Origin of the sequence: Parageobacillus toebii NBRC 107807, from assembly GCF_003688615.2 — a bacterium.
GTDB classification, from domain to species: Bacteria; Bacillota; Bacilli; order Bacillales; family Anoxybacillaceae; genus Parageobacillus_B; species Parageobacillus_B toebii.
On sequence record NZ_CP049703.1, the window covers coordinates 2,906,556 to 2,931,030 of the forward strand.

At 41.6% G+C, this 24,475-nt stretch carries 21 protein-coding genes and 1 pseudogene; 9 read left to right on the plus strand and 13 right to left on the minus strand.

Features of this window, described 5'->3' with window-relative positions:
- Positions 1–200 precede the first annotated feature (200 nt).
- Positions 201–554, plus strand: coding sequence for a HAMP domain-containing protein (locus DER53_RS14850; protein WP_341874544.1), 354 nt, complete (start codon positions 201–203; stop codon positions 552–554).
- Positions 536–661, plus strand: a pseudogene (locus tag DER53_RS14855) (ATP-binding protein); the annotation flags it as partial. The gene DER53_RS14850 and the pseudogene DER53_RS14855, both read left to right, overlap by 19 nt.
- A gap of 208 nt (positions 662–869) precedes the next feature.
- On the opposite strand, the gene megL reads toward DER53_RS14855, so the two are convergent.
- Positions 870–2,060 (minus strand): methionine gamma-lyase, encoded by a 1,191-nt coding sequence (gene megL, locus DER53_RS14860; protein ID WP_062756256.1) that lies wholly within the window; start codon positions 2,058–2,060, stop codon positions 870–872.
- Between the two features lie 127 nt (positions 2,061–2,187).
- Positions 2,188–3,864 carry a dihydroxy-acid dehydratase gene (gene ilvD / locus DER53_RS14865; protein WP_062756255.1) on the minus strand — a complete coding sequence of 559 codons (1,677 nt, stop codon included), beginning with the start codon at positions 3,862–3,864 and terminating at the stop codon, positions 2,188–2,190.
- 439 nt (positions 3,865–4,303) lie between these two features.
- On the opposite strand from ilvD, the gene proB reads away from it, so the two are divergent.
- Together proB and DER53_RS14875 are read left to right on the plus strand one after the other, a co-directional pair.
- Positions 4,304–5,428, plus strand: a complete 1,125-nt coding sequence (gene proB / locus DER53_RS14870; RefSeq protein WP_062756253.1) for a glutamate 5-kinase — start codon at positions 4,304–4,306, stop codon at positions 5,426–5,428.
- A complete protein-coding gene (locus DER53_RS14875) occupies positions 5,425–6,666 on the plus strand; it encodes a glutamate-5-semialdehyde dehydrogenase (protein ID WP_062756251.1) in 1,242 nt (413 codons plus the stop codon). Before proB ends, DER53_RS14875 begins: the two co-directional genes overlap by 4 nt.
- A 36-nt stretch (positions 6,667–6,702) precedes the next feature.
- Here the strand turns inward: DER53_RS14875 and DER53_RS14880 are convergent, their stop codons facing one another.
- Together DER53_RS14880 and DER53_RS14885 are read right to left on the minus strand one after the other, a co-directional pair.
- Positions 6,703–6,987 (minus strand): DUF3784 domain-containing protein, encoded by a 285-nt coding sequence (locus DER53_RS14880; RefSeq protein ID WP_062756249.1) that lies wholly within the window; start codon positions 6,985–6,987, stop codon positions 6,703–6,705.
- A gap of 169 nt (positions 6,988–7,156) precedes the next feature.
- Positions 7,157–7,579 (minus strand): GtrA family protein, encoded by a 423-nt coding sequence (locus DER53_RS14885; protein WP_062756247.1) that lies wholly within the window; start codon positions 7,577–7,579, stop codon positions 7,157–7,159.
- 467 nt (positions 7,580–8,046) lie between these two features.
- On the opposite strand from DER53_RS14885, the gene DER53_RS14890 reads away from it, so the two are divergent.
- Positions 8,047–8,427 carry a hypothetical protein gene (locus tag DER53_RS14890; RefSeq protein ID WP_062756244.1) on the plus strand — a complete coding sequence of 127 codons (381 nt, stop codon included), beginning with the start codon at positions 8,047–8,049 and terminating at the stop codon, positions 8,425–8,427.
- 148 nt (positions 8,428–8,575) lie between these two features.
- Here DER53_RS14890 and DER53_RS14895 read toward each other — a convergent pair whose 3' ends face one another.
- The 5 genes from DER53_RS14895 to DER53_RS14915 form a co-directional block, all read right to left on the minus strand.
- The gene (locus DER53_RS14895) at positions 8,576–9,124 is read right to left on the minus strand and encodes a shikimate kinase (RefSeq protein WP_062756242.1); all 549 of its coding nucleotides are present in this window, start codon (positions 9,122–9,124) and stop codon (positions 8,576–8,578) included.
- Between the two features lie 57 nt (positions 9,125–9,181).
- Entirely contained in the window at positions 9,182–9,961 is a 780-nt protein-coding gene (gene aroD / locus DER53_RS14900) for a type I 3-dehydroquinate dehydratase (RefSeq protein ID WP_062756240.1), read from the minus strand.
- A gap of 484 nt (positions 9,962–10,445) precedes the next feature.
- Positions 10,446–11,300 carry a Cof-type HAD-IIB family hydrolase gene (locus DER53_RS14905; protein WP_062756238.1) on the minus strand — a complete coding sequence of 285 codons (855 nt, stop codon included), beginning with the start codon at positions 11,298–11,300 and terminating at the stop codon, positions 10,446–10,448.
- Between the two features lie 215 nt (positions 11,301–11,515).
- Positions 11,516–11,959 (minus strand): DUF4275 family protein, encoded by a 444-nt coding sequence (locus DER53_RS14910; RefSeq protein ID WP_062756236.1) that lies wholly within the window; start codon positions 11,957–11,959, stop codon positions 11,516–11,518.
- 8 nt (positions 11,960–11,967) lie between these two features.
- A complete protein-coding gene (locus DER53_RS14915; RefSeq protein ID WP_062756234.1) occupies positions 11,968–12,891 on the minus strand; it encodes a tetratricopeptide repeat protein in 924 nt (307 codons plus the stop codon).
- 85 nt (positions 12,892–12,976) lie between these two features.
- Between DER53_RS14915 and DER53_RS14920 the strand changes: the two genes are divergently transcribed.
- Positions 12,977–14,296 (plus strand): M20/M25/M40 family metallo-hydrolase, encoded by a 1,320-nt coding sequence (locus tag DER53_RS14920; protein WP_062756232.1) that lies wholly within the window; start codon positions 12,977–12,979, stop codon positions 14,294–14,296.
- Between the two features lie 245 nt (positions 14,297–14,541).
- On the opposite strand, the gene DER53_RS14925 is transcribed toward DER53_RS14920, so the two are convergent.
- The 3 genes from DER53_RS14925 to DER53_RS14935 all read right to left on the minus strand — a co-directional run bounded on the left by DER53_RS14925 (position 14,542) and on the right by DER53_RS14935 (position 18,481).
- The gene (locus tag DER53_RS14925) at positions 14,542–16,992 is read right to left on the minus strand and encodes a DEAD/DEAH box helicase family protein (protein ID WP_062756264.1); all 2,451 of its coding nucleotides are present in this window, start codon (positions 16,990–16,992) and stop codon (positions 14,542–14,544) included.
- Complete coding sequence (locus DER53_RS14930; protein ID WP_062756230.1) at positions 16,985–17,311, minus strand: nucleoside triphosphate pyrophosphohydrolase; 327 nt, start codon at positions 17,309–17,311, stop codon at positions 16,985–16,987. Before DER53_RS14930 ends, DER53_RS14925 begins: the two co-directional genes overlap by 8 nt.
- 123 nt (positions 17,312–17,434) lie before the next feature.
- Positions 17,435–18,481, minus strand: coding sequence for a sigma-70 family RNA polymerase sigma factor (locus tag DER53_RS14935; RefSeq protein ID WP_062756228.1), 1,047 nt, complete (start codon positions 18,479–18,481; stop codon positions 17,435–17,437).
- Positions 18,482–18,584: 103 nt separating this feature from the next.
- On the opposite strand from DER53_RS14935, the gene DER53_RS14940 reads away from it, so the two are divergent.
- Positions 18,585–21,842: a DEAD/DEAH box helicase gene (locus tag DER53_RS14940; protein WP_062756226.1), complete on the plus strand. Its 3,258-nt coding sequence runs from the start codon at positions 18,585–18,587 to the stop codon at positions 21,840–21,842.
- 395 nt (positions 21,843–22,237) lie between these two features.
- Here the strand turns inward: DER53_RS14940 and DER53_RS14945 are convergent, their stop codons facing one another.
- A complete protein-coding gene (locus DER53_RS14945; protein ID WP_062756222.1) occupies positions 22,238–22,852 on the minus strand; it encodes a hypothetical protein in 615 nt (204 codons plus the stop codon).
- 492 nt (positions 22,853–23,344) lie between these two features.
- Between DER53_RS14945 and DER53_RS14950 the strand changes: the two genes are divergently transcribed.
- Both DER53_RS14950 and DER53_RS14955 read left to right on the plus strand, forming a co-directional pair.
- Positions 23,345–23,764 carry a hypothetical protein gene (locus DER53_RS14950; protein WP_062756220.1) on the plus strand — a complete coding sequence of 140 codons (420 nt, stop codon included), beginning with the start codon at positions 23,345–23,347 and terminating at the stop codon, positions 23,762–23,764.
- 146 nt (positions 23,765–23,910) lie between these two features.
- Positions 23,911–24,378: a CBO0543 family protein gene (locus DER53_RS14955; RefSeq protein ID WP_062756218.1), complete on the plus strand. Its 468-nt coding sequence runs from the start codon at positions 23,911–23,913 to the stop codon at positions 24,376–24,378.
- Positions 24,379–24,475: the final 97 nt, after the last annotated feature.

The following is a 24,475-nucleotide window of genomic DNA, read 5'->3' on the forward strand; positions in this document are numbered from 1 at the left end:
ACTTCGTGGTCTGTATGCGGAAGAAGGATCCTGACTGATGAACCTATTTCATCCAGCTAACATGTTTCTAGGATTGAGTAGAAATCACAGAAAATGGTGAATCCCCACAAAAATTAACAGATTATAAAAAATCGTTTTCCTTTCAGTTTATCAGTTTACTATGTTTCGTTGCTATTATTTTAATTATCAGCTCCATCGCGATTTGGAAACATTTTACCAATCCAATCAAGGAACTTCTCGAGGGAATTAGCTCAATAAGTGCAGGAAATTTTCGTACCAAGATGACAAAGCCGTCGTTACACGAATTTAAGGTACTTCACTCTTCGTTTAACAACATGGCAAAAAAGTTGGATGATCTAATCAGCAATTACGAAGCACTGCATTTACAACTAGAAGAAAAAGTAGCAGAACGGACCGCTCAACTGACAAAGGTTAATGAATCTTTAAAACAAACTAATGAAAGACTAAAACAGCTCGAACAAACTCTCCGTGAAATATTTGAAAATATCGCACATGACTTAAAGACCCCAATTATAAACCTGGAAATGGCTTAGGACTAACAATCGTTAAAGAAATTGTTCATGCTCATGGTGGAAAAATCGACGTTGTAAGCAAACTTGGTGAGGGAACAACATTCACCATTTATCTCCCAATTTGTTAAGAATATATTTTCGAGATACAAACATGTTGACAGTTCTATGCCTCCACTTTTTCTCTTACTACATTAAATAAATGCAACTTGCTGTTTCATCTTTATGAACTTTTTATTCTAAACTTATATACATGTATAGCCCGTGTCCTGGTAAGTTAGGCAACACGGGCAATCCAATCACCTTAGTCCAATTACACTTCTCCAAACATTCGCCTTGTTATCTCGCTAATAAACAAAGCGCCTTCTCCAAATCGTCCCAAATATCTTCCCACGCCTCTAAACCAACGGACAAACGGATGAGTTGGCCGCTGATTCCCATCTTTATTCTTTCCTCTTCCGGCACCACAGAATGGGTCATCGTTGCCGGATGTTGAATTAACGTTTCCGTATCGCCAAGGCTGACAGCGATTTGAATGAGCTGAAGATGATTGAGAAAGCGCTGGGCGTCTCGTTTTGTGCCTTTAATTTCAAACGAAATCAAGCCGCCACCGCGTTTCATTTGTTTTTGATAAATCGGATAATCGCGGTTGTCTGGATCAGCAGGATAGCAAACGCGTTCAACGAGGGGATGTGTTTTTAACCGTTCCACAATTTTCTCTGCATTATCGCAATGCCGGTCCATCCGCACCGGAAGTGTTTTTAATCCTCTTAGCAATAGCCAAGCGTCAAACGGGGAAAGAACGCCGCCGATATCTTTTTGCGTTGTTTTCGCGATTTCCTCCATCAATTCTTTTTTCCCGACCGCGATGCCGGCAATGACATCGCCATGGCCGCCGATATATTTCGTGGCACTATGAACGACAACATCACAGCCAAATTCAAGCGGCCGCTGCAAATATGGCGAACAAAACGTATTGTCCACCACAACGGTAATCCCATATTCTTTCGCCACGTTTACAACCATTTGCAAATCGATGAGTTTCATCGTTGGATTAATCGGTGTTTCGACATAAATGCAAACCGTTTCCGGACGGATAAGGCGGCGGATCTCCTCTTCCGTTTCCATCGCGCAAAAATCGTGGGAAACGTGATATTTCTTTTTCAACATCTGCAGCAAACCAAACGTACAGCCGTATACTCCTTGTGAACATATAATATGGTCATTGGCTTTCGTTAATGCAAGCAACACTGCGGATACGGCCGCCATCCCGGAACTAAACGCGAGCGCCGCTTCCCCACCTTCCAAACACGCCATTTTTTCTTCCAGCATCCGCACCGTCGGATTGGCGAGGCGCGAATAAATATAGCCGTCTTCCTTTCCCGCAAACCGCGCTTCTCCTTGTTCCGCCGTGTCAAACGTAAACGTCGATGTTTGAAAAATCGGCGCCGCCAAACTGCCAAGATGCTGTTTCGCGTCATATCCGTGATGAATGATGATCGTTTCCATTCGTTTATTCATATTGTTCATTCCCCCCTATATTTCTATCATATACACCTTTACCTAAACTGTAATCGTTTTCATATAGATTTTTTTGCAAAAATAAAACCTGTTCGCTCTGGTCATGGGACCGGCGAACAGGTTTTTTGATAGGCTGTTAAATTTTCATAATCCCTCCCGTGCTCGCGGAAGTAACGAGCTTCGAGTAGCGTGCGAGGTAGCCGGTTTTTACTTTCGGTTCAAACCCTTTCCAGTTCGCTTTCCGTTTTTCCCATTCTTCGTCAGAAAGCTTTGCGTTAATCGTTCTGTTCGTAATATCGATTTCAATAATGTCTCCGTCTTCAATAAAGGCAATCGGACCGCCTTCCGCCGCTTCTGGGGAAACGTGTCCAACCGATAAACCGCGGGATGCCCCTGAGAAACGTCCGTCGGTGATAAGCGCGACTTTTGTTCCAAGCCCCATGCCAACGATTTGCGAAGTTGGCGCGAGCATTTCCGGCATTCCCGGTCCTCCTTTTGGTCCTTCATAGCGGATGACGACAACATGGCCTGGTTTTACTTTCCCGCTCGCAATGCCTTCGAGCGCCTCTTCTTGCGAATCAAATACGATCGCTGGCCCTTCATGGCGCGTAATGCCGGCTTGCACGCCTCCTGTTTTAATGATCGCGCCATCTGGAGCGAGATTTCCAAACAATACGGCAAGTCCGCCTGTTTCGGAATACGGGTTATCAATTGGGCGGATGACATTATAGTCTTTGACTTCACAGCCGGCGATGTTTTCCCCAAGCGTTTTTCCGGTTACGGTCAACGTATCGAGATGCAGCGTTCCTTCTTTTTTCGCTAATTCATTTAATACGGCCGATACGCCGCCCGCTTCGTGCAAGTCTTCAATATGCACATCGGAAGCTGGCGCCAGTTTGGCAAGATGCGGAACGCGCGCGGCGATTTCATTAATTCGTTCGAGTGAGTAATCGATCCCTGCCTCGTTTGCAATTGCAAGCGTATGTAATACGGTATTTGTCGAGCCGCCAAGCGCCATATCAAGCGCAAACGCGTTATCAATCGCTTTTTCTGTGACAATATCGCGCGGTTTAATGTCATGCTCGATCAAATACATTAATTGTTTCGCCGATTGGCGAACTAATTCTTTCCGGGCCGGGTCGACCGCTAAAATGGTTCCATTTCCTGGCAGTGCGAGACCTAGCGCTTCCGCCAAACAGTTCATCGAGTTTGCTGTAAACATTCCCGAACAGGAGCCGCACGTCGGACAGCCGTATTTTTCTAATTCCTGCAATCCTTGTTCATCAATTTTCCCTGCTTGATAGGCGCCGACCCCTTCAAATACGGAAGAAAGCGAAATTTTTCGCCCGTCGCTCGTCACGCCAGCCTTCATCGGCCCGCCGCTGACAAAAATCGTCGGAATGTTTAGCCGCATCGCCGCCATCATCATGCCCGGCGTAATTTTATCACAGTTTGGAATGCATACCATTCCATCAAACCAATGCGCGGAAATCACCGTTTCGATCGAATCCGCGATAATTTCGCGGCTTGGAAGCGAATAGCGCATGCCGATATGCCCCATCGCAATCCCATCGTCGACGCCGATTGTATTCATTTCAAACGGGACTCCGCCCGCTTCGCGAATCGCTTCTTTGACAATTTTCCCGAACTCCTGCAAATGCACGTGTCCCGGAATAATGTCAATATACGAGTTCACCACGGCGATAAACGGCTTGTCAAAATCTTCTTCCTTTACGCCTGCCGCGCGCAGCAAACTGCGGTGCGGCGCCCGGTCAAATCCTTTTTTAATCATATCGCTGCGAAGCTTTCTCAATCTAAATCCCTCCGTTAGTAGTTTTGTAGTCTCGATGTTTTTAGTATTGTACCATTTTTTAAAATAAAATGACAATTGTATTTATTTCGGTAACAAAAAACATCATTGTCTAAGAAAAAAGATAATATCCCTCTTGACAATTTTCTGATTTGTATGGATAATTTCTAACAAATCGTTGATACGGAAAACGGTACGGGACTAGTAAATCGATGGAACGTGCAAGAGAGTGGAACCCGTAGGCTGGAAGGTTCCTCACGGGAAGTCGATTGAACCTGCCCTAGAAAGGCCGCTTATGCAAACATAAGCCGTCCGCCCTCGTTACGGGCAAGAGGTGGGCGCATGATGCGCCAAAAAAGGTGGTACCGCGGAACGCTTTTTCCGTCCTTTTGCAAGGAAGGGAAAAAGCGTTTTTTATTGGCAAATAGAAAGGAGGAAAAACGTGAAAAAGCAGCGAGTCGTCGTGAAAATCGGAAGCAGCTCATTAACGGATACAAAAGGCGCTCTTTGCCATGAAAAACTTTTCGATCATGTCGAAGCGATCGCCTATATCAAACAATTAGGCCACGAGGTCATTTTAATCACATCGGGTGCGGTCGCCGCTGGATTCGGACCGCTCGGCTATCCGTCTAGGCCGACTACCACCGCGGGAAAACAAGCAGCGGCAGCCGTCGGGCAAGGGCTGCTCATGCAAGGCTATATTTCCGCATTCAAACAGTTCGGTATTACGACAGGACAAATTTTATTAACAAGAGAAGACTTTTACAGCCGTGAACGGTTTCATAATTTATTTTCCACAATCACTACATTGCTGGCATGCGGAGTTTTGCCGATCATCAACGAAAACGACTCCGTGTCCGTCGAGGAATTGACGTTTGGCGACAACGATATGCTTTCCGCGCTTGTCAGCGGCTTTTTGCACGCGGATGCGCTCATTATTTTAACGGATATTAACGGACTATATGATGATAATCCGAAAACGAATCCGAAGGCGAAAAAATATGCATTTCTTCCTAATATTACCGATGAAATGATTGAAGCGGCGGGCGGCAGCGGCTCCGCGGTTGGAACAGGCGGGATGAAATCAAAGCTTCTCGCCGCGCAAAAAGCGCTCTCGTTTGGAGTAAGCGTCTTTGTCGGAACGGGTGCGGGGAAAGAAAAACTTTGCGATATTTTGGAAGGAAAAGGAGACGGGACATATATCGGCGCGCCGTTTCATGGACATATGCAAATGCGCAAACAATGGATTGCATACCATGCACCGGTCGCCGGAAAAATCGAAATTGACGAAGGCGCCGAAACCGCCCTGTTGCAGCGTGGAAAAAGTCTGCTTCCCGCTGGCGTTACCGCGGTATATGGAAATTTTTCCGCCATGGATGTCGTCGAGGTCGTCAACCGAAAAGGAGCCGTCATCGGCCGCGGTCAAGTATATTACTCCGCTAGCGACTTAGAACAAATCAAAGGCCTTTCTAGCAATGAAGCGAGAAAATATTCGATTAACCATCGACCAGAAGTAATCCACCGCGACAACTGGGTATCATTACGAAAGGAGAGTGTCGTAAAATGAACGAATTGCTTATAAAAGCAGAACAGCTGCAACAAGCAGCGAAAACGTTAGCCCTTCTGTCAACAGAAGAAAAAAACGAAGCATTAACGCGCATCGCCGAAGCGCTGATCAAACAAAAAGAATGGATTTTGCAAGAAAACGAAAAAGACGTTGCGCTTGGAAAAGAACAAGGTCTTTCTCCTGCTTTAATCGACCGATTGCAGCTAACAAACGAACGAATCGAGCAAATTGTCGACGGCGTCCGTCAAGTTGCAGATCTTCCTGACCCAATCGGCGAAATCGTCGAAGAATGGACGCGGCCGAATGGGCTTCGCATTCAAACAATTCGCGTGCCTCTCGGTGTCATCGGAATGGTGTACGAAGCGCGCCCGAACGTCACCGTTGATGCCGCAAGCCTTTGCCTAAAAACAGGAAACGCCGTCTTATTGCGCGGCAGCTCATCGGCGCTTCATTCGAACAAAGCGCTCGTCCATGTCATGAAGGAGGCGCTTCGCGATTCCGCCATCCCTGCCGATGCCATCCAGCTTCTCGAAGACACGAGCCGGGAAGCGGCCCAGCAAATGTTTCGTTTAAACGGCTACTTAGATGTATTAATTCCACGCGGCGGCGCAGGACTGATTCGCTCCGTCATCGAAAACGCCACCGTTCCCGTGCTGGAGACTGGCGTTGGCAACTGCCATATTTTCATCGATGAATCGGCGCAAAAACAAATGGCCATCGATATCGTCCTAAACGCAAAATTGCAGCGCCCATCCGTCTGCAATGCGGTGGAAACGGTATTAATCCATCAAAACTGGCCGTATATCAGCGAACTCGTCGAAACATTGCACGCGCGCGGAGTAGAGCTGCGCGGCGATTCGCAGCTTGCTTCATCGTATTCCTTTATCCAGCAGGCTGCCGAAGCCGACTGGAGCACCGAATATTTGGCGCCGATTTTAGCGATTAAACTCGTACAGAACGTCAAAGAAGCGGCCGACCATATTAACCGCTACGGCACGAAACATTCCGAGGCAATTATTTCCGAACAAAACGACAACGTCCGCTTCTTTTTCCAAGCGATTGACGCCGCCGTGCTTTATCATAACGCCTCGACCCGCTTCACCGACGGCGAACAGTTTGGCTACGGGGCGGAAATCGGCATTAGCACGCAAAAACTGCACGCCCGCGGTCCAATGGGATTGCGCGCGATCACCACGACGAAATCGCTCGTATACGGCACGGGGCAAATTCGCTCCTAAAGGAAAAAGCCGAATCCAACGCGATGGATTCGGCTTTTACTCTACCATTTTGACGTTCGCATAAGCCGCAAGCGCCACATGGCCAATAACGGCAATCGGAAAAATCACGATCATATCAGGATGGTCAATCATACTTCCAGCCACTGCGGCAATGCCAACGATCATATTATATTTCCCTACGATTCTCGCCAGTTTTTCTTGATCACGAATGCGCCGCTGATTATATCCGGACAGCAGCCACGTATATTTTTTCGCCCCGATAAAATACGCCAGCAAAAACGAAACGGCTGCTAAAAACAGCAGTTCGAAAGAGTAAATCACTTAGTCACCTGCTCCCATCCGTTTATCCTATTTCTTATTATTTATTATTGTATCATTATTTTTATGGAAAATTAAGACTATTGTTCTATATGGTACCGTTTTGCACATCCGATTCGGAATATCAGGCTCTAACCAATCAACATGGGTGGACAAAGTTTGTCCACCCATGTTAGGAATGGGACGGTTTCGAGGCAAACACCCAGAAGCGGCTGCCGGCAAAATTGACGGCAATCCCTCCCAACGTCGCTGCGAGTTTTCCGGCAAACAACGGCCAGTGCCCAACGTCCCGGCAGAGAAAGAGCAGAAGAAGCGTCACTGCCAGCGACAGCACATTCACCACGATAAAACGCAAAAACTCTCCGATGTTCGCTTTTCGTTTTACCCGAAACGTCCACATCCTGTTCCATACATAGCTGTTGACCACGCCGGCTGTATAAGAGCATACTTGCGCCAACAGCGCGGAAACGCCAAACGAGGCAAGAAGAAAAAAGACAATAAAATCCACAAATGTATTTCCAGCTCCAACAAGGCAAAAACGCCATAATGTTTGAATATTTTTGCGGCTGTTCCACGCCAAACGATGCATTTTCATGCTTATTTCCGACTCCCCACACGTCTTTCACGATATATAACGAACGTTGCTTCACTTCCTCGTATAAGCAACCGATATATCTCCAACAATCCTAAGGCATAAGTTACAAAACAGTATAACCATCAGATGCGGCGGCTATTTCGCTACCGTGGAATAAGGAAATATCTTTAATTATAATATCACATCACTTGAGGAAGAAAGCATGTCAATGCGATAAAAATGGAAGAACATTAATCCAAAAAACAATAGCAAGCCGCCGCCTTTTCTCGCGCATTTTCTCTTCTTTTTCTAGTGTTTCTTTTTCCCACATCATCAATATAAAAGTACGATGAAAATTGAGTATAAACTTTCTCAAATGAAAGTGATGGACTCATTCGACAATCTTTTATTCTCGTAAGCATCGTAGATTTTCCTTTCCTTCTTTTCTTTCTTCTTTTATAATGAGATAAGTAAGGGAGGTGAGAGAAATGGAACAGGAAACAATGCTAAAAGAAATTTTGAAAGCATTGGAGCTTCATTCCAACCATATGCACACAAAAATGCAAGAAATGGAAAACCGTTTGGAAACAAAAATGGAAGAACTGGAAAATAGGTTGGAAACAAAAATGCAAAAAATGGAAAATCGATTAGAAGCAAAAATGCAGAAAATGGGAAATCAACTCAGAACAGAAATGAGACAGATGGTAGAAAATCTTGAAGAAAAAATGAACGAGCGATTCAACCGTTTAGAAACAAAAGTAGACAGCCTGCGCATCGAACTGTCGGAAACACAGGAAACGGTCGATTTCCTCTCAAGCAAAACGCTCCAGCATGAACGGAAAATCCGCGAGTTGTATCGGCAACAATGACCGTCTCCTCTCTTCATTTTCCTCCTGCTGCTCCTTAAGTGTTTCCTTCGGCAACGAATCACCTGAAAAGAACATTCCTTGATTCAGAGACGTATCATAAATTCCAACAGAAAACACCCTTGTACAAAACAAAGGGTGTTTTTCCTGATTATTCCGTATCCCGCTCGCGAATCAATTCCATTACGCGGGTTGCTACCGTTTCCGGATCAAGCCCATCCGTCGCCACGCGATAATGATGCTGAGAATAAGCTTGTTTCCGCTGTTCAAATAATTGCATGATTTCCTCGAGCGTCTTATTTTTCAACAAAGGACGGTCATGGACAATGGACGGAAGACGTTCTTTCCAGTTTTCCCATGACAAATCGAGGAGAACAACAATGCCGTGGGATAAACAAGCCTTTCTTACTTCCTCCTGCAAATACGCGCCTCCCCCAAGGGAAATAATTTTTAAGCGGGTATTCGTGCAAAGATCAATGATCAGTTCCCTCTCCACTTTTCGAAAATAGTCTTCTCCCATTTGTTCAAAAATGGCCGGAATCGACATTTGATGCCGTTTCTCGATTTCCTGATCTACATCAATAAAGTCCCGGTACAGCTTTTTCGCCACAAGCTGGCCAATCGTTGTTTTTCCTACTCCCATAAAGCCGATTAACACTATATTTCTTTCCCGAAGCGGAATGTTGCAATATGTACCCATATCTGCCGCCCTTCCTTTACAACAAATCATAAAAATTATTTGCTCCTTCCATACCCATTAGCCGTGAAACATATGCTTTTGCACAATATGAAGGACTTCTTTCAAATCCTCGATTGGGATTTGGCCTGGCGCCGAACTATTTTGACCAACAGCAAAAGTAACTGCCGAACCAAACATCCATCCAGCCAAGCGAGTAATGACCCCTAATCCTCCCATTGACATGGTGATAAGGGGGATGCTTAACTGGCTTCGTGCCTCTTGGGTCGCCTGGAATAAAACAAGCAAGTCTTGCGGAGAAGCAGGCATAACAGCGACTTTGGCAATATCAGCACCATATGATTCCGCCTGCAGCATTTTTTGGACAAGTTCTTCTTTTGGGGGAGTTGAGCTGAAATTATGATAGGACATAATCATGCGAATGCCATATTCCTTTGATACTTGGCGAAGCGATGCCAATTCCTCTTCATAAAGCAGCTCGTAATCAATCATATCCACTAATCGGCTTTTGCACACTTCTGTAAATAGTTCGATTTTTTCTGTTTCTGTTAACGGAACAGGATTCCCGCCTTCCTTTTCCGAACGAATCGTAAAAAGAATGGGAATTTCTCCTGCAATTTTTCGAATGGCTAATGCTGTTTCGAGCACTTTTTGTGGATCGTAAATATCTTTAAAAAAGTCGGCGCGCCACTCAATAATATCAGGCCTCTTTCGACATACTTCTTCCGTCTCCGACAAAATTTGTTCCATACTCGCTCCTACTATAGGAGTACAAATGCATGGCTGTTCTCCGCCAATTTGCGTGCCCCTTACGGATACAATTTTTTGTGATATATTCATGATTATCCTCCTATTCTCGATATCCTGACTTTTCTGAAATGGCCTTAGCCCCTTCTTTGGCTATTTCTCTATTGCTTCAGAAGTGAATCGGTTCGTAGGACCTAAAACAGTCAAACATGCCTTAACTTCACCGTTAATATGAAAATAGGCACAGCCATCGCCAATCCCAGTGCTATAACGAATGACACTTTCAGACATAAACTGCGGCACAACATAGAGCATAACAACAGACGTATAAATCAAAAACCGCAACAATTGCCTTTATTCATAATAGTACAACAAAATGAGGCAGTCTGAAAATCCTTCCAACCAATATTCGCGATGGATTCATACAAATACAGCCAGCCCTCTGTTTATAGAGAGCTGGCTGTTCACATGCATTTGCTGCAAAAAATTCTGCTTGCCGTATTGAAAAACTTTGATTTTTCTTAACGGAGTCCATTGAATACGGAATAAGACGATGGAAAGAGCATGATGCCCACCGTCACTGTTTTCGTTTGTCGATCAGTTCTTCCAACACGATCGCCACGCCGTCTTCCTCGTGTGACGCAGTGACTATGTCGCTGACTTCTTTTAATTCCGGTGCGGCGTTTTCCATCGCGACGCGGCAGCCGGCGACGGCGAACATCGATAAATCGTTATGGCTGTCACCGAAAACAACCGTATCTTTCAGATCAATGCCGTAATGGGCGGCCAGTTTTACAAGCGCCTCCCCTTTCGTCGCTTGTTCATGGTTAATCTCAATGTTGTTTGGATGCGACGAGGTGACAGTAATGCCGGAAATGCCGTCAAACTGGGCAGCCGCTTCTTGTAAACGTTCTTGATCGAGAGAAAAAATGAGAACCTTGTAAAACACGGTTTGCCGATCTTCCCAGATGGCGCGGATGTCATCGACATACGTCACGCGCGCCTGCTGGAACTGCTTTTCGACGATGCGCTTTAATTCGGGAGCGATATCGCTTGCCTGCTCGGCCATCGCCTCAAGGTGGGCGCGGTTATGTAGCCCGACATAGACGGCATCGCCCGTATAAATTTCGAAATATAAATCCGGCTGTGCGCGCACCCATTCGAGTGCTGGAATCAACTTTTCCTTGTCAAGCGGCACATCGCCAAGCACCGTCCCATCTTCTAATGTCATCACCGCGCCGTTTAAACTCATAATCGGGCAAACAAGCCCAGCATCCCGAAGCGGCGCGCGCGCGTCTTTATACGCCCTGCCTGTTACGATCGCCACGATATGGCCATGCTTTTGCGCTTTTGCAATGGCCTCTTTATTTCTTTCACTCACCCGTCCTTGCGAATTGAGCAGCGTTCCATCCATGTCTAATGCGATTAACACTATTGCATCCCTCTTTCTTTCATTATGCGTGTTATAAATCACTACTCCATCGTGATCATTTAATTGATAAGGTTAAACTATTTTCCTCCATATCATCACAAAATTTTCCTTCTTTTCATTCTATCATTTATTTATGACAAAATAGAACAAATACAATTGTAAAAGAAATTATTAACGCACTGGATGCAGAAATGAACAAGCAATTGGAAGCAAAGCTACAAGAGATCGTTGAAGCGGAAGCCTTCTTGGCTATATTTGCGATAAAAATACGGCCCGCACCACTCTTCATGCGTCTGCACGTACGTCCATGTAAACTGCGGATCGACGACATACACATCGTGCTCCCGCCGCAAATCTTCCGCCCGCAAATTTTCAGCGTTTACAAGCATATACGCTTCTTCTCTTTCTTGATAAAACAAATAACAGACGAACCGATTCTCCTCATGAAACGCTTGCATCGCCGCTTTTCCTTCAAGACAAGGCAGTTTTTCGTAGCTGAATACATGCCACAAAAACTGCTCAAAATAAATCGACTGTTTTTCCTGTGGACTAATGGCATCCGTAAACGCCTTTTCCCAACGCTTGCGAAAAGCCTCTCCTTCTCCTATTAACTCTTCCACAACGATACCTCTATTTTCTAATCTTTTTCGTATGTTCATCCGATCCCCTACTCCCAAGGAAACATATCGCTCGCGCGGCAAAAAATCCGATACGAAACGCCTTGTTTGCGTCTCCGTGCCGTTTTGTTTCCGATTCTCGTCGTTTCAATGATATCATCCCAAAACGAAATGCGTGCGCGCAGTCGCTCAAATATCTTTCGAATCGCAGCATCCGTAACGTCTCTGCCGAAAAACGTTTGAAACAACGTTTTTCGGATATCTTCCCCAGTCATTGGCCGTTCGCTATGAAGAATCATCGCAAGCACATAAAACGACTGGTATTCTAGTTTTACAAACTCGCCTGCGAAACGAACGACAAAGCCGTCTTGTTCGCTGATGCAAAGCATCACCTCATGTGGCGAAAGTAGCTCCTGCTCGGAAAAATAGGTTTCCTCCGTTACAATTTCGTCGCTTTCTGGTGTAATGATACGATAAAGCGCGCGATGAAAATCTTCAATGCGATGGAGAAAAATCGCCTGGCGATAGCGATCGACCGTTTCTTCATCATATGGCCTTGCTTCCATTTTTTCTATCTGCTTTAACGCGTTCGACGCAAGAAAAATACCGCAATTGACAAGGAACATATGGCTTAACATCTCTTGCGTGTCATTGAGAGATTCATCCATCGATCCCGAAAGCGCCTGATTAAAGTGATACGCCGCTTCGGCATATCTTCCTTCATTATAGTAAATATGTGCCAACCGATAATTCGCAATTGGATGGTTTGGCTTTCGCTTTAACGCTTTTTGCAAATACATTTTCGCCTGCTTCGGATCGGGGTTGCTCGACATTTTAAAATACTCGCCAAAACGAACATACAGATGAATCAACTCGTTTTCGATTTCTTCCCGCCGTTTTCGATCTTTTTCTTTTTTCCACTCCGCAAGCAAGCGGCGTTCTTCCTGATGCGGAAAAAACCCGTATTCTTCCATCTCCGTACTCCCTCCTTTGTGACAAGCTGTCACACACCGATTTGTATAGTTGTATTGTAACGAATTTGAAAAGGAGATGGATAGTATGGAAAAATGGACGAAACTCATGATTCGGCACGGATTTCATCCGGAAAATACGGAAACAGGAATTACATCACAATGGCTTGCGCAAACATTCGCAACGCTCATCCAACGGCACCAGCACCTTCACACCATTTCCGAAACGGACTGGATGGAAGCGCTCCAACAAACCGCCAAACAGATGGTTTCTCACAATCATGACATTCCAGGAAGTGAAACGCTGGTCGACCCAACGAAAAACGAACTTCCTCTCATCCAAATCGATCCGTACGTCCGCGGCATCGTCCGCTGGCTGAACATGATGCATATTTACACCTTTTACAGCTGCGACGGAGAGGGAGTTCGCCCGGCAACGATTTATTTTCTCGACGACTTATCCGCCCAGCAGCTCGCCATCATCCGGGCTTGCACTCCGCCACACGTTCGAATTAGAGCGGAAAAAAGAAAAGTAACATTATTTTATCAGCGCGGACACATCGATGACCTTCTGACGATGGCCGAACGGTTATACAATGTCTGGCGAAATCCGGAACTGCTAATGACGTATCGCTTAGAAACATTCAAACACCGACTATACTCCCTTCTTTCGATCAACGGAAAAAGCGGCAGAGAAGCGGTGGTTCGGCAAATGCTCTATCGAAAGCTCCAACAAAAAACAGATTGGCGCGAAATCGACGATTACGGAAACTTGCTGGCTGCAGTCCACTGCGGAAACGGTCCGACGATTTTGCTTTCCGCCCATATGGATACAGTTCGCCCGTTTTCGACGAAACGCACGATTATCGAAAACGGAACGGTATTAAACAGCTCGCACGGCATCTTAGGCGCCGACGACCGCGCGGGAATCGCGGTCATCTTAGAAATACTTGATTTCATTCGCCATTCCCGCTTCAAGGGAACGCTCAAAATCGCCTTTACCGTCGAAGAAGAAATCGGCTGCCTCGGCTCACGCCATATCGACCCAACATTTTTGCAAGACGTCGACGCCGCGATTGTCGTTGACCGCCGCGGAATGCGCGACATCGTCACTTCTTACGCTGGCATTGTGCCATTTTGCGACGACAATTACGGCCGCATTTTTGAAACAGCTGGAGCGCTCGCCGGCATGCCGGATTGGAAAATGACCCCCGGCGGCCTCAGCGACGCCAAAGTCTTCTCCGAATTCGGCATTCCAGCTGTCAACTTATCCGTCGGCTACCAACACGAACATACCGAATTCGAAACGCTCGACTACAAAGCAACGCTTGAAACGGTGATGTTGCTTGAAACGGTATTTGAAAACAACATGATCACAAAAGAACTCTTCGCAACGTGTAAGGGTTAGGAGAAAATAGAAAGTAGAGTGGAGCAAAATAACCACTCTACTTTTATGTATTTTTGATTTATCCATGTTCTTGCCGCTGTGCATTCGTTTTTTGACGTTCCTGGCGAATCGCCTCAAAAATATTTCGTGAACTCTGATTCGCCTGAATAGGAAAGGTATAAAGTATTGTTTTGCTCTTGTTATGCTTGTGGAAAAAAGGTTGCCTCTTAAACCAGAAAGATAGCGTGTAAAATACAAAACTATTTCTATTTTTTATTTTCTTTCCTTTCAAAATACACATGCAACCGATACTCGCAAATCTCTTTCGTCCATTGATACAAAATCTCTTCATCTTCTTTTGCAATCGAAAAACTAAGAGAAAAGACGCCGTTTTCAAAGGAAAGGAGACCGTTCGAGCTTCCGCTCCATTTCGTCATCGGCATTTCAGCAATCAGTTTGCTTACTTTTTCTTCATCATAAATCCATAGCTGTTTTGTTTTCTTATCTGAAAAGTCGATTCGTTTCCGATATTCTTTTTCCATTAAATATTGATGAAAAAACGGCGCTGCTTCTTTTGGCGTAATCGGCAAGTGCCACCTTGAAGGGCCGCGGTTTAACATCGCGAGCAACACGACCATTTTATAGCTCTTAGCCATAGGTGTTCGCTCAGCCTCGACTAGCCACGATTCGTACTTTAAAAAAACTTCCTTCTCTTTCTCCGATAATTCGTCGGCCCAGTATAAAAAGCCTACATATGATTTAAATTCCGACTTGTATTCCGCCGCTTCGCTGCTTCCATGCAAATGAAGCTGGAGATACGTAGGACGATGGCCTAACTCCCGTTTCAGATGCTTATAGTCCCATAATAGCTTTTCACGACGCGGCTGGCGTTTTTTTCTCATTTCTTCTAATAAGTTAATAGCCTGTATATCTAAATGAAGCGAGCAATTGTCGGGAACGGCCGGTATCACCTTTTCTCTTTTTCCATTTTTCTCCGCATTGCGCTCTGTATCAAACAATTTCAGCTTCACATCAGCGTTGCGATAATTCCCGATTAAATCGATTATGACGCAATAATCCTTTCCTTCATGCAACCGAAGTCCGCGGCCGACTTGCTGGGTGAACACGGTGAGCGATTCTGTCGGCCGGACAAACAGCAATGTATCCACTGATGGAATATCAACGCCTTCATTAAATAAGTCCACCGTGAAAATAGCATCTAATTCCCCTTTTTCCAGCATCGCGATAGCTTGATCGCGCGGAATGTCTGTCTGCTGGGAGTGAAGGCTGACCGTTCGATAATTTCGTTTTCGAAAATATTCGGATAAAAAGTCGGCTTGTTTGATCGATGAACAAAATACAAGCGTTCTTGTTTTCTTATATTTCTCCCATGCTTTTAAAATCTTGTCCGCCATTTCTTCTCTTAGCTGCACTTGAAGCAGTTCTGTTTCATCATAGCGGTTGCCAAGCCATTTGATCTTGGAATAATCCGTATCGTCGTAAACACCGTAATAGCGGAAAGGAGCAAGCCATCCCCGCTGCACCGCTTCGATAAAATCAATTTTGTACGCCACGTTGCCATCGCAAATGGCATATACATCTTTATTATCGTTGCGATCTGGCGTTGCCGTAATCCCAAGTAAAAATTTTGGCTGAAAATAATTCAGTACTCGCTGATACGAACGAGCGGCAGCATGATGAAATTCGTCAATCACAATCAAGTCAAAGGCATCTTTGGCGAATGCTTCTAAATGTTTTTTCATGCTTAACGTAAAAATCGAAGCAAAGATTATATCAGCTTTTTTTTCTTTCACGTTTCCGTCATAAATGCCAAACGTTTTGTTAGGCATGACGCGTTGAAACGATTTTTTCGCCTGACGAAGAATTTCTTCACGATGTGCGATAAACAGCGCTTTTTGAAAATTGCGGGCAAAAAATGCGGCTAAATACGTTTTCCCAAGTCCTGTCGCCATGACAACCATCGCCTTGTCGTAGCCTTCTTCGTAAGCCGCTTCCAGCCGCTCGAGCGCTTCCACTTGGGCAAAGCGCGGCTGAATCGTTTCGTATGTGACCGTTGCTGGATCGTAAATTACGTCATGATCACGTTCATTGATTTCCGTCTCCGCTTTATCCACTGGAAGCATTAATTCAACTTCTTCCGATTCCGCCCACGTTCGCGCAAGATTCGGATGCCGTTGGTGATAGTCATGATACTGCTTTTCATAGTCCTTTAATGTCTCTTCGTTCACTTGTACTGTTTCATCAGCGTAAAACAGCTTCAAAAACTCTTCCATTGACTCTGCAAATACGTTTTCATCGACAGTTTTATCCAGCCCGATGTTCCATTCGATTCCCTCTGTCAGCGCCGATTTCGATAAGTTGGATGAGCCGACAATAAAATAGCCGCTCGTTGTATTTTCAAATAAATATGCTTTTGGGTGAAAAGATACTCCCCTGCTTCGCCATAAGCGTACTTCGATGTCCGGATGAATAGAGATCAGCTCACGAAGCGCTTCCGGCTGGGTGACAAAGAGATAATCGCCAGCGCAAATTTTAATATCCGCTCCCCGCTCCGCAGCCTTTTTTAGCGTTTCCTTTACCAATCGGACACCAGATTTCATCACAAACGCTGTCAATATGTATATGGTTGATGATGCTTCTATATGTTCTTGTATCTTTTCAATCAAGTCGCGATTGATGAATTCCACCTTACTCATCATGTACCTCTACTAAAAAAATTTTTTCTTTAAACCCTCCTCGCTTTTCTGCTTTTTCTGCTCGAATTTGTTCAACGTGTTCGATCGACGATCCGTGGCATTCGGCAAGAGCATGCATAATTTCTAATAAATCGGCCAATTCTTCCAGCGCCGTTTCATCATCTTTCGCATTCATATATTCTTGTAGCTCTTCATACGCTTTTTTTCGAAGCTCTTGGCGGTATATTTCGTCGTCTAATATCCTTGTTGTGAACGTTTTTCCGTCTGCTTTAATAATTTCTGGAATTCGATCGCGAACGAGTTTGTTATAGACAGGCATAATAACCACACCTTTTTTTAAAGTTTTTGAATCTTTTATATATATGATTATAGTTCGTTCCAAATTGATATAAATTACAAGTAATTTTCAACATACTTAACGACATAACCATCGAACTTAAAACTAATAAATATCTTCAAGTTGAAATTGTTTTAGATATTTTCGGAGCTTTGCAATTGCCTTTGTTTCGATTTGACGTATTCTTTCTCTTGTAACCCCCACTTTTTTCCCTATTTCCTCTAAAGTTTTAGGCTGTCCATCTCTTAAACCAAATCTTTCTATAATAACTTCCCTTTCTCTTTCTTTTAGTTTATCTAGTGCTTCCATAATTTTTTCGCGAATTTCCATACGATGAACTAGTTCAAAGGGATCTTGTAACTCTTCTATTTTGAGATCATATACATGTTCTATTTCATTTGGTATAAAATTAATTAATTGGCTTTCGTCGTCATTATCAGAAACAAGAGAATAAAGAGACCTCATTTGAATAAAGCGACTATCAATAAGCTTCAATTCATGATATTTTTCTTTAGTTATACCTACATGTCTGCAAACCCAGTCTACGTCAATTTTTTGAAATAACCTGTATGACTCATTTTCTGCATTTATAACTTTCCGAATTTGTTCAAAAGCATGAACTGGAATACGAATCGTAAATCCTTCATTTATAATAGCGCGTAATATAGATTGGCGAATCCACCATACAGCATAAGTAGAGAATTGCGTTCCCCGATTTGAATTAAAACGGTTAGCAGCTCTGATAAGGCCAAGAATACCTTCAATTAGAATGTCTTCCTCATCCAATTTGTGATGCATGTATTTTTGATAATAACCCGCAATCTTCCTAACTAAACCCATGTTTTTTTCTATAACATCAACTAGAACTTCTTTATTATTATCGTTATTAAGTTTATTCAATAAATCTATGTTATCTTTATACTTATAATTTTCTCGAAAAACGTTTTTTTCAAGAAATTCATTTATATTAAAATCAGCATCATCTATTCTAAAATTTTCTTCATTTTCTAATCCCATACTATTGATCATCTTTTCATTGTTAATCTCATTACTAGTATCAATATCCCATCGATAGTATACGTAATCATCCTTATTCTTAACCTCGAAGCATTGCGAAGCTTTTTTTGTGAAGAATTTTTTAGATTTTTCCATTCTTCCTTTACTGAAATCCCCTCTCCCATTGATTTACCTATAGTACTATCTTAATATTAATTTAGTAGTTTGAAAATACTATACAAAAGGAAGGTGTATAAGATTGTTCCATATATTTAACAAGATTTTAAACAATCATTTAAGAAATATTGGCAATCCTGATCAAAAAAACAAACTTCTTGTTTTAATAGGCTTCCCCAAAGACATCCTAACAAAAATAGCAGTAGAAAAGCTGCTGGATATAAATCTGGATATTAGTTTGAATCAACTAATGGAATCTAAGCCTATCATTTTACAAGAGTTAATCCTGAAAACAACTCAGCATACCAAAAATACATATTGGTGTACATATGAGGAGTTTCTTACTGTTGGACCGGAAATTTTATCTTTATATTTCGATTACTACATTTTTAAAAATAATGTTTATCACCAAAAATTCCCTTTAATATATGCTGTTGACGGAATAGAAGAAATATATGAAGGATATTTTAAAAATGATGAGTATTCTCCTGAAGAATTCCTGCATCCTTCTTTAAATATTTTATTAAATTTTTATGGAGATCTTGAAAAAATTAACGAACAATTTTATATCTCATATGCTACCGATTATGAAAGTATTGACTTTTTCACAGCTCAACAACTGGTTTCTTTCTCTAAACAAAACGTTTATGAACCTTCGCTAATCGAACTCACAGAAGAAGAACGAACGTTTTTAGAGCTAATCGATAACATTCTGTATAAAAAAATTCCACAAAAAGAGATTTGTATCTCTTATAACGGAAATATAGAGAATTTGCCAAATAATTATCTTAAACGTTTAAATGTCTTACAATATTTGTTTCCTGACATTAAGTTTGTTCTTGTATCTAAAACACTCGATCGAAAAACTGAAATTCAAGAAGAAAAATATCTAGAGATATTAAGAAAATATTGGGGATATTCCTCATTTCGTAATTTAAAAATGTATAAAAATATTAACGATAATACTGCCAATAAAGAAACAATACTTATACCGCAATCGCAAATTATAGATGATATTGTCAAACAAGCAGAAAACGCCAGAAGCGGCTCCCCCTTTAGGGACGTGTTTGTGACTTCTCCTACTGGTGCTGGAAAATCTATTATGTTTCAAATTCCTGCAATTTACCTTGCAGAAAAGTATAATTTAATGACGATTGTTATTTCTCCATTAATCGGATTAATGAAGGATCAAGTCTATAGTCTACTAGAAAAAAAAGTTGACATATCTGCAACGATAAACTCTGAAATCACTCCAGTAGAAAAGATCGAGATAATTAACAAAATTCAAGAAGGGAAAATATCCATTTTATATATTTCCCCAGAAACATTATTAAGTCGATCCGATATAAAACAATTAATTGGGGAAAGACAAGTCGGGTTGTTTGTAATTGATGAAGCACACATCGTAACAACATGGGGAAAAGCATTTCGCTCGGATTATTGGTATTTAGGAAGCTATTTACAAAAGTTAAGAAAAGAAATGAAATTTCCAATCGCCACTTTTACTGCTACCGCTATTTATGGCGGCATTGAAGATATGTACGGGGAAACGAGAGATAGTTTAAACATGATCAATCCTATTAGTTACTTTGGATATGTAAAAAGAGAGGATTTAGAAGTTAGAATTCAAAAAGCTAAATTTGATCAAGGATCATTTAATGAGTATTTATTCTTAAAGTATTCAGTTCTTTTAAACCGGATTTCTAATTTTTTAGAAAAAAATCAAAAAACACTTATATATTTTCCAATGATTCGCTATATTCATAATTTTTTGGAATTTGTTAAATCTAATGCCCCCAAAAAGGTGCATGATCAAATTACAGTATATTATGGAACTATGACTAAAGAAGAAAAACAGGAAAGTTTCCTTAAGTTTCGTAACGGCGATTCATTAGTGATGCTTGCCACAAAAGCATTTGGAATGGGTATTGACATACCAGATATTTATAATGTTCTTCACTTTGCTCCGACAGGAAATGTGTGTGACTATATTCAAGAAATCGGCAGGGCTGCGCGGAAATTAGATCATGGACGAGCATTCTTTGATTACTTTAGTAAAGATTTCGTCCATGTAAATCGTTTACATGGAATTTCAACTATAAAAAAACATCAACTTATACAAGTAATTGAAAAAATCGTACGTATACTCGAACAAAATAATAAAGAAAGAAAATTTGCGCGTAACCTACTTGTTAATGCAGAAGAGTTTAGATATATTTTTGAAAAAAAATCTAGAGTAGATCAAGATGATGATATCGATAATAAATTAAAAACGGCTTTATTAATTATTGAAAAAGACTTTATTCAAAAAATGGGATATTCACCAATAGTAGCAAGACCTCGTAGTATATTTGCCAACGAGTATTTTATGATAGAACACGAACAAGAAAAAAATGTTTTAAACGATTATGCATCATATTTTCGCTTAATCAGTAAACGTATCACCAATCCAAATAATATTTATGGTAATGTTTATGTTTGTGACATGAAACAACTTTGGGAAGATTATTACAGCCATCTATCATTTCCGCAATTTAAATACAAATTTCATAGTAAATCAAAGGACCTTAATCTCCCTTTTCTTAAACATATTTTACCAGTTTTACAATTAAATCTAGAACTTAAAGCAGAAAATATACACAGCTTTCTGTTTAACGTTGAAAAACATATTGACCAAATTTCTGACCTTTTTAACACATTTGTTTATAATCAACACTATTTCAAAATAGAGGACGTTTCTAAAAGATTGCAAAAGATACTGCATAAAAGCTCCTATTACTGTGATAGCCTAACATCCATTTTTATACAAAGTGCTGAAAATTATAACCGTCTATTAAAAAAGACAAAAAACTTTCATACGAACTTCATAAAATACTATGAAGAAAGAGATTCATATACTATTACAAGCGGGTTTTTTGAATTCACTAATTGGATTAAAACCGAAACAAAAAATTTACTGCATGATCATTTCGCAAAACAACAAGGAGAAAAAACATATGAAATATTTATACCAAAAACGAACGGAATCCGCACAGAAAAAATATTTATTTTACTAGGAATATTAGAAGCACTGGGGTTATTGATATATAAAGTAAATGGGGGAGATAGCCCAGAAATTTATATTCGCATTAACTCAAAATTACAACTTGATCGTATTATAAAAGATCCTTTTAATTACCGAAATGTTATTTTAGAAAACGTTTATAATCGCCATAAAATTTCAGTCGCTATGCTTACTTTTCTGTTTGAAAACGAAGTTCAATCAAATGATTTCTGGGAATATATAGAAGATTACTTTTTAGGTAAAATACCTAATGAAGTTCTAGCAAAAGTGAATTAAAAATTATTAACAACATAAAAGTCCGCCACCTTGGATAAATTAAAATTTACCAAGAGGGGCGGACTTTTAATTATTATAATAACGGCAAGCTGAAGATAAGGCATTTTCGTTCCATTTTGTTTTTGCGTGTTACCCATCGAATATACATGATTTAGAACGTGTTGCAAAACGCATAACGAATGCATAAATGCACATAAAAAATCCACCGCCTTGGAAATCATATACAGTGACCGAAGCCAACTAACAGGGATATACACGATCAAGATTTCCAATTGAACAACGAACATGCATGGACTTATGAAATGGCCCCACTCTTAACGTTGCCGGAAACACCGTAATATGACAGGAAGAATGCCGGTGTCGAAAAACTCATTATTGAACAGTCTGAAACGAACTCATAATGAATTCGTCCCGAATATTTTCATATATTCCTCTTTATACTCGTCCTTTACATACTTTATAAAAGAATCGTTTGGCCTAAAAATCCCCTGATCCCATTGTCCGATTAGCTCTACATTTTCTGGCGGTATTCGTTCGAAGAACAGAATCTCATCAAATTCCTGAACATAGCGATCCTTCCTTCGCGTTCGCCGATCATAGCAAGAGTAATTCCAATATTTTTTTCCGACATCTTCTTTAATGAATGAAGAGACTCTTGATCCATTTCCTCCATCGGACACTCGGATAGACCAAAACCCACCATACAATTGACTGCCCATCCACCCTCTTCTATTATGCGGTAATTTCACCGCATATAAATCGCTCGATGGATAACCGATCATGAGTAAAAAATCAACCGTTATTTCCGGATACAGATAAAGAGCCTTCGTGCGCTTTACCCAATCAGAAATCCACTTCGGCTTTATGCTATCTAAAACTTGGTTGGTATTTTGTACTTCTTTGGATGCCACCGAGGGATTGGAAAACAAACTGTTTTTTGATACTTCACACGACTCCAGTCGTGGGATTCTTAGGTCGTTAACGTCCGCATCCATTTCTAGTTTGGACAACGCCCAAGTTCAGGGCTGTGCCATCAGCCCGTCCTACGGCAGGGCCTATAGCTCCGTAGGCTGGCAGACTATCGCTTACGCTACTCCATCTGCCACAGGTAACTCTCTTACATACGTTTTTACGTCTTTTTCTTGACGGACTCCATCGGTTTTACGCTTGAAAAGTCTGCCTTTCCGTTCAAGCTACCTCATACCGATGCGGTTAGAAACATCCACCTGTTTTCATTATACCAAAGCGATACTTCCCTCTAAATTATGACGAAAAACAAGTCTAATCTTCCATCATCCTAATTCTATACATGCAATAAATCAATAGCAAGGAAGCAGATACGCGAGATGTTCTATGCTTGAGCACTTTGGACAACGCGGCCTCCATGAATGAGAAAATTCGTATCCAACCCAAAACATCATATACATACTGAACTCGCTCATAAGGAAATATAAGTAACAAACGATGATGATTTCCACTGCCAGAAAATGAAAGGGGATACGATGAGAAACATTGCTGCTTTATTTTCAATTCTGATGCCTGGATTCGGGCAAATATATAATGGTCAATTCATAAAGGGTGTCTTCTTTATCATTGTAGAACACTTTGATAATGCATTCGGACATATAAACGAAGCCATTCACCTTGATTTTAACGGATTACATCAACAGGCTATCGAGGTGACCCATTTTGACTACATGTTATTTTACCCTGGATTTTATGTTTATTGCGTATGGGACGCATGGTATCACGCAAAACCAAATGCGGACAAGACAAAAACCGCCATTCCTTTTATTATAGGCGGTTTTCTGGGAGTGATGGGTGCAATATTCGCAAACCGGCTGCCGATACCTACTCTAACCGTCGCAATGTTAATGATCATTCCGATGATTTGCGGCATGATCGTATTTAGAGATCAATAAGCGCATCTTTTGTCTATTTGAGCCACGAGTTAGTGAAACAACCAAATCAGTGCTTAAGCGGCATTTTCATGTATTCAGAAATATTCCATTTTTCTCTTGGCCATACTAAACGATATGCAAATCAATTATAGGAGATGGATGAATCCATGGACAGAATCCTTTTGTGGGCATTGCTGGTTATTGGCATTATCTTATTTTGTTTTAGTCTGAGAAAACCGCTAATCAAAGACACGCTTTTAGTGTTCTTATTAAAAGCCTATTTTTCCTCATTTTTTGGCGTTATTGTTGCAGAAGCACGCTTAATTGAATACCCTGTAAGGTTTTTAGGCCAATATTTCGACACGAGCATTCTTTTTGAATACTTTCTGTATCCGATCATGTGTGTGTATTTTTACCAAACCTCTTATCATTCCCGCCTTCTGGGCATTATCGTGCAATGCACATTATATACCGCTGCTTTAACGATCATTGAGGTTCTTTGTGAAAAATATACAGATTTAATTAACTATCATACATGGACATGGATGTATTCGTTTATAACCATCTTTATCCTATCGTTTTTCGTGCGCATGATTATGGAGCTAATCAACAAAAGGGAGCAATCAACAGGATAATGTGCATGAGATCATGCCTGATAGGAACTGCATACATGCCGCTACTTTCTAAAAAAGAAGTCTAATTTTCTGCCGCTGCTTCTATATATGTAGTAAT

What these genes read in the sequence shown, in the direction of transcription:
- DER53_RS14920 (WP_062756232.1), top strand. Translation starts at nt 12,977, where the DNA reads ATGGAAAAATGGACGAAACTCATGATTCGGCACGGATTTCATCCGGAA.
- megL (WP_062756256.1), bottom strand. Translation starts at nt 2,060, where the DNA reads ATGAACAATATGAATAAACGAATGGAAACGATCATCATTCATCACGGA.
- DER53_RS14930 (WP_062756230.1), bottom strand. Translation starts at nt 17,311, where the DNA reads ATGCCTGTCTATAACAAACTCGTTCGCGATCGAATTCCAGAAATTATT.
- DER53_RS14915 (WP_062756234.1), bottom strand. Translation starts at nt 12,891, where the DNA reads ATGGAAGAATACGGGTTTTTTCCGCATCAGGAAGAACGCCGCTTGCTT.
- DER53_RS14910 (WP_062756236.1), bottom strand. Translation starts at nt 11,959, where the DNA reads ATGAACATACGAAAAAGATTAGAAAATAGAGGTATCGTTGTGGAAGAG.
- DER53_RS14925 (WP_062756264.1), bottom strand. Translation starts at nt 16,992, where the DNA reads ATGAGTAAGGTGGAATTCATCAATCGCGACTTGATTGAAAAGATACAA.
- aroD (WP_062756240.1), bottom strand. Translation starts at nt 9,961, where the DNA reads ATGAATATATCACAAAAAATTGTATCCGTAAGGGGCACGCAAATTGGC.
- DER53_RS14950 (WP_062756220.1), top strand. Translation starts at nt 23,345, where the DNA reads ATGAGAAACATTGCTGCTTTATTTTCAATTCTGATGCCTGGATTCGGG.
- DER53_RS14895 (WP_062756242.1), bottom strand. Translation starts at nt 9,124, where the DNA reads ATGGGTACATATTGCAACATTCCGCTTCGGGAAAGAAATATAGTGTTA.
- DER53_RS14885 (WP_062756247.1), bottom strand. Translation starts at nt 7,579, where the DNA reads ATGAAAATGCATCGTTTGGCGTGGAACAGCCGCAAAAATATTCAAACA.
- DER53_RS14890 (WP_062756244.1), top strand. Translation starts at nt 8,047, where the DNA reads ATGGAACAGGAAACAATGCTAAAAGAAATTTTGAAAGCATTGGAGCTT.
- DER53_RS14935 (WP_062756228.1), bottom strand. Translation starts at nt 18,481, where the DNA reads ATGGAAAAATCTAAAAAATTCTTCACAAAAAAAGCTTCGCAATGCTTC.
- DER53_RS14955 (WP_062756218.1), top strand. Translation starts at nt 23,911, where the DNA reads ATGGACAGAATCCTTTTGTGGGCATTGCTGGTTATTGGCATTATCTTA.
- DER53_RS14875 (WP_062756251.1), top strand. Translation starts at nt 5,425, where the DNA reads ATGAACGAATTGCTTATAAAAGCAGAACAGCTGCAACAAGCAGCGAAA.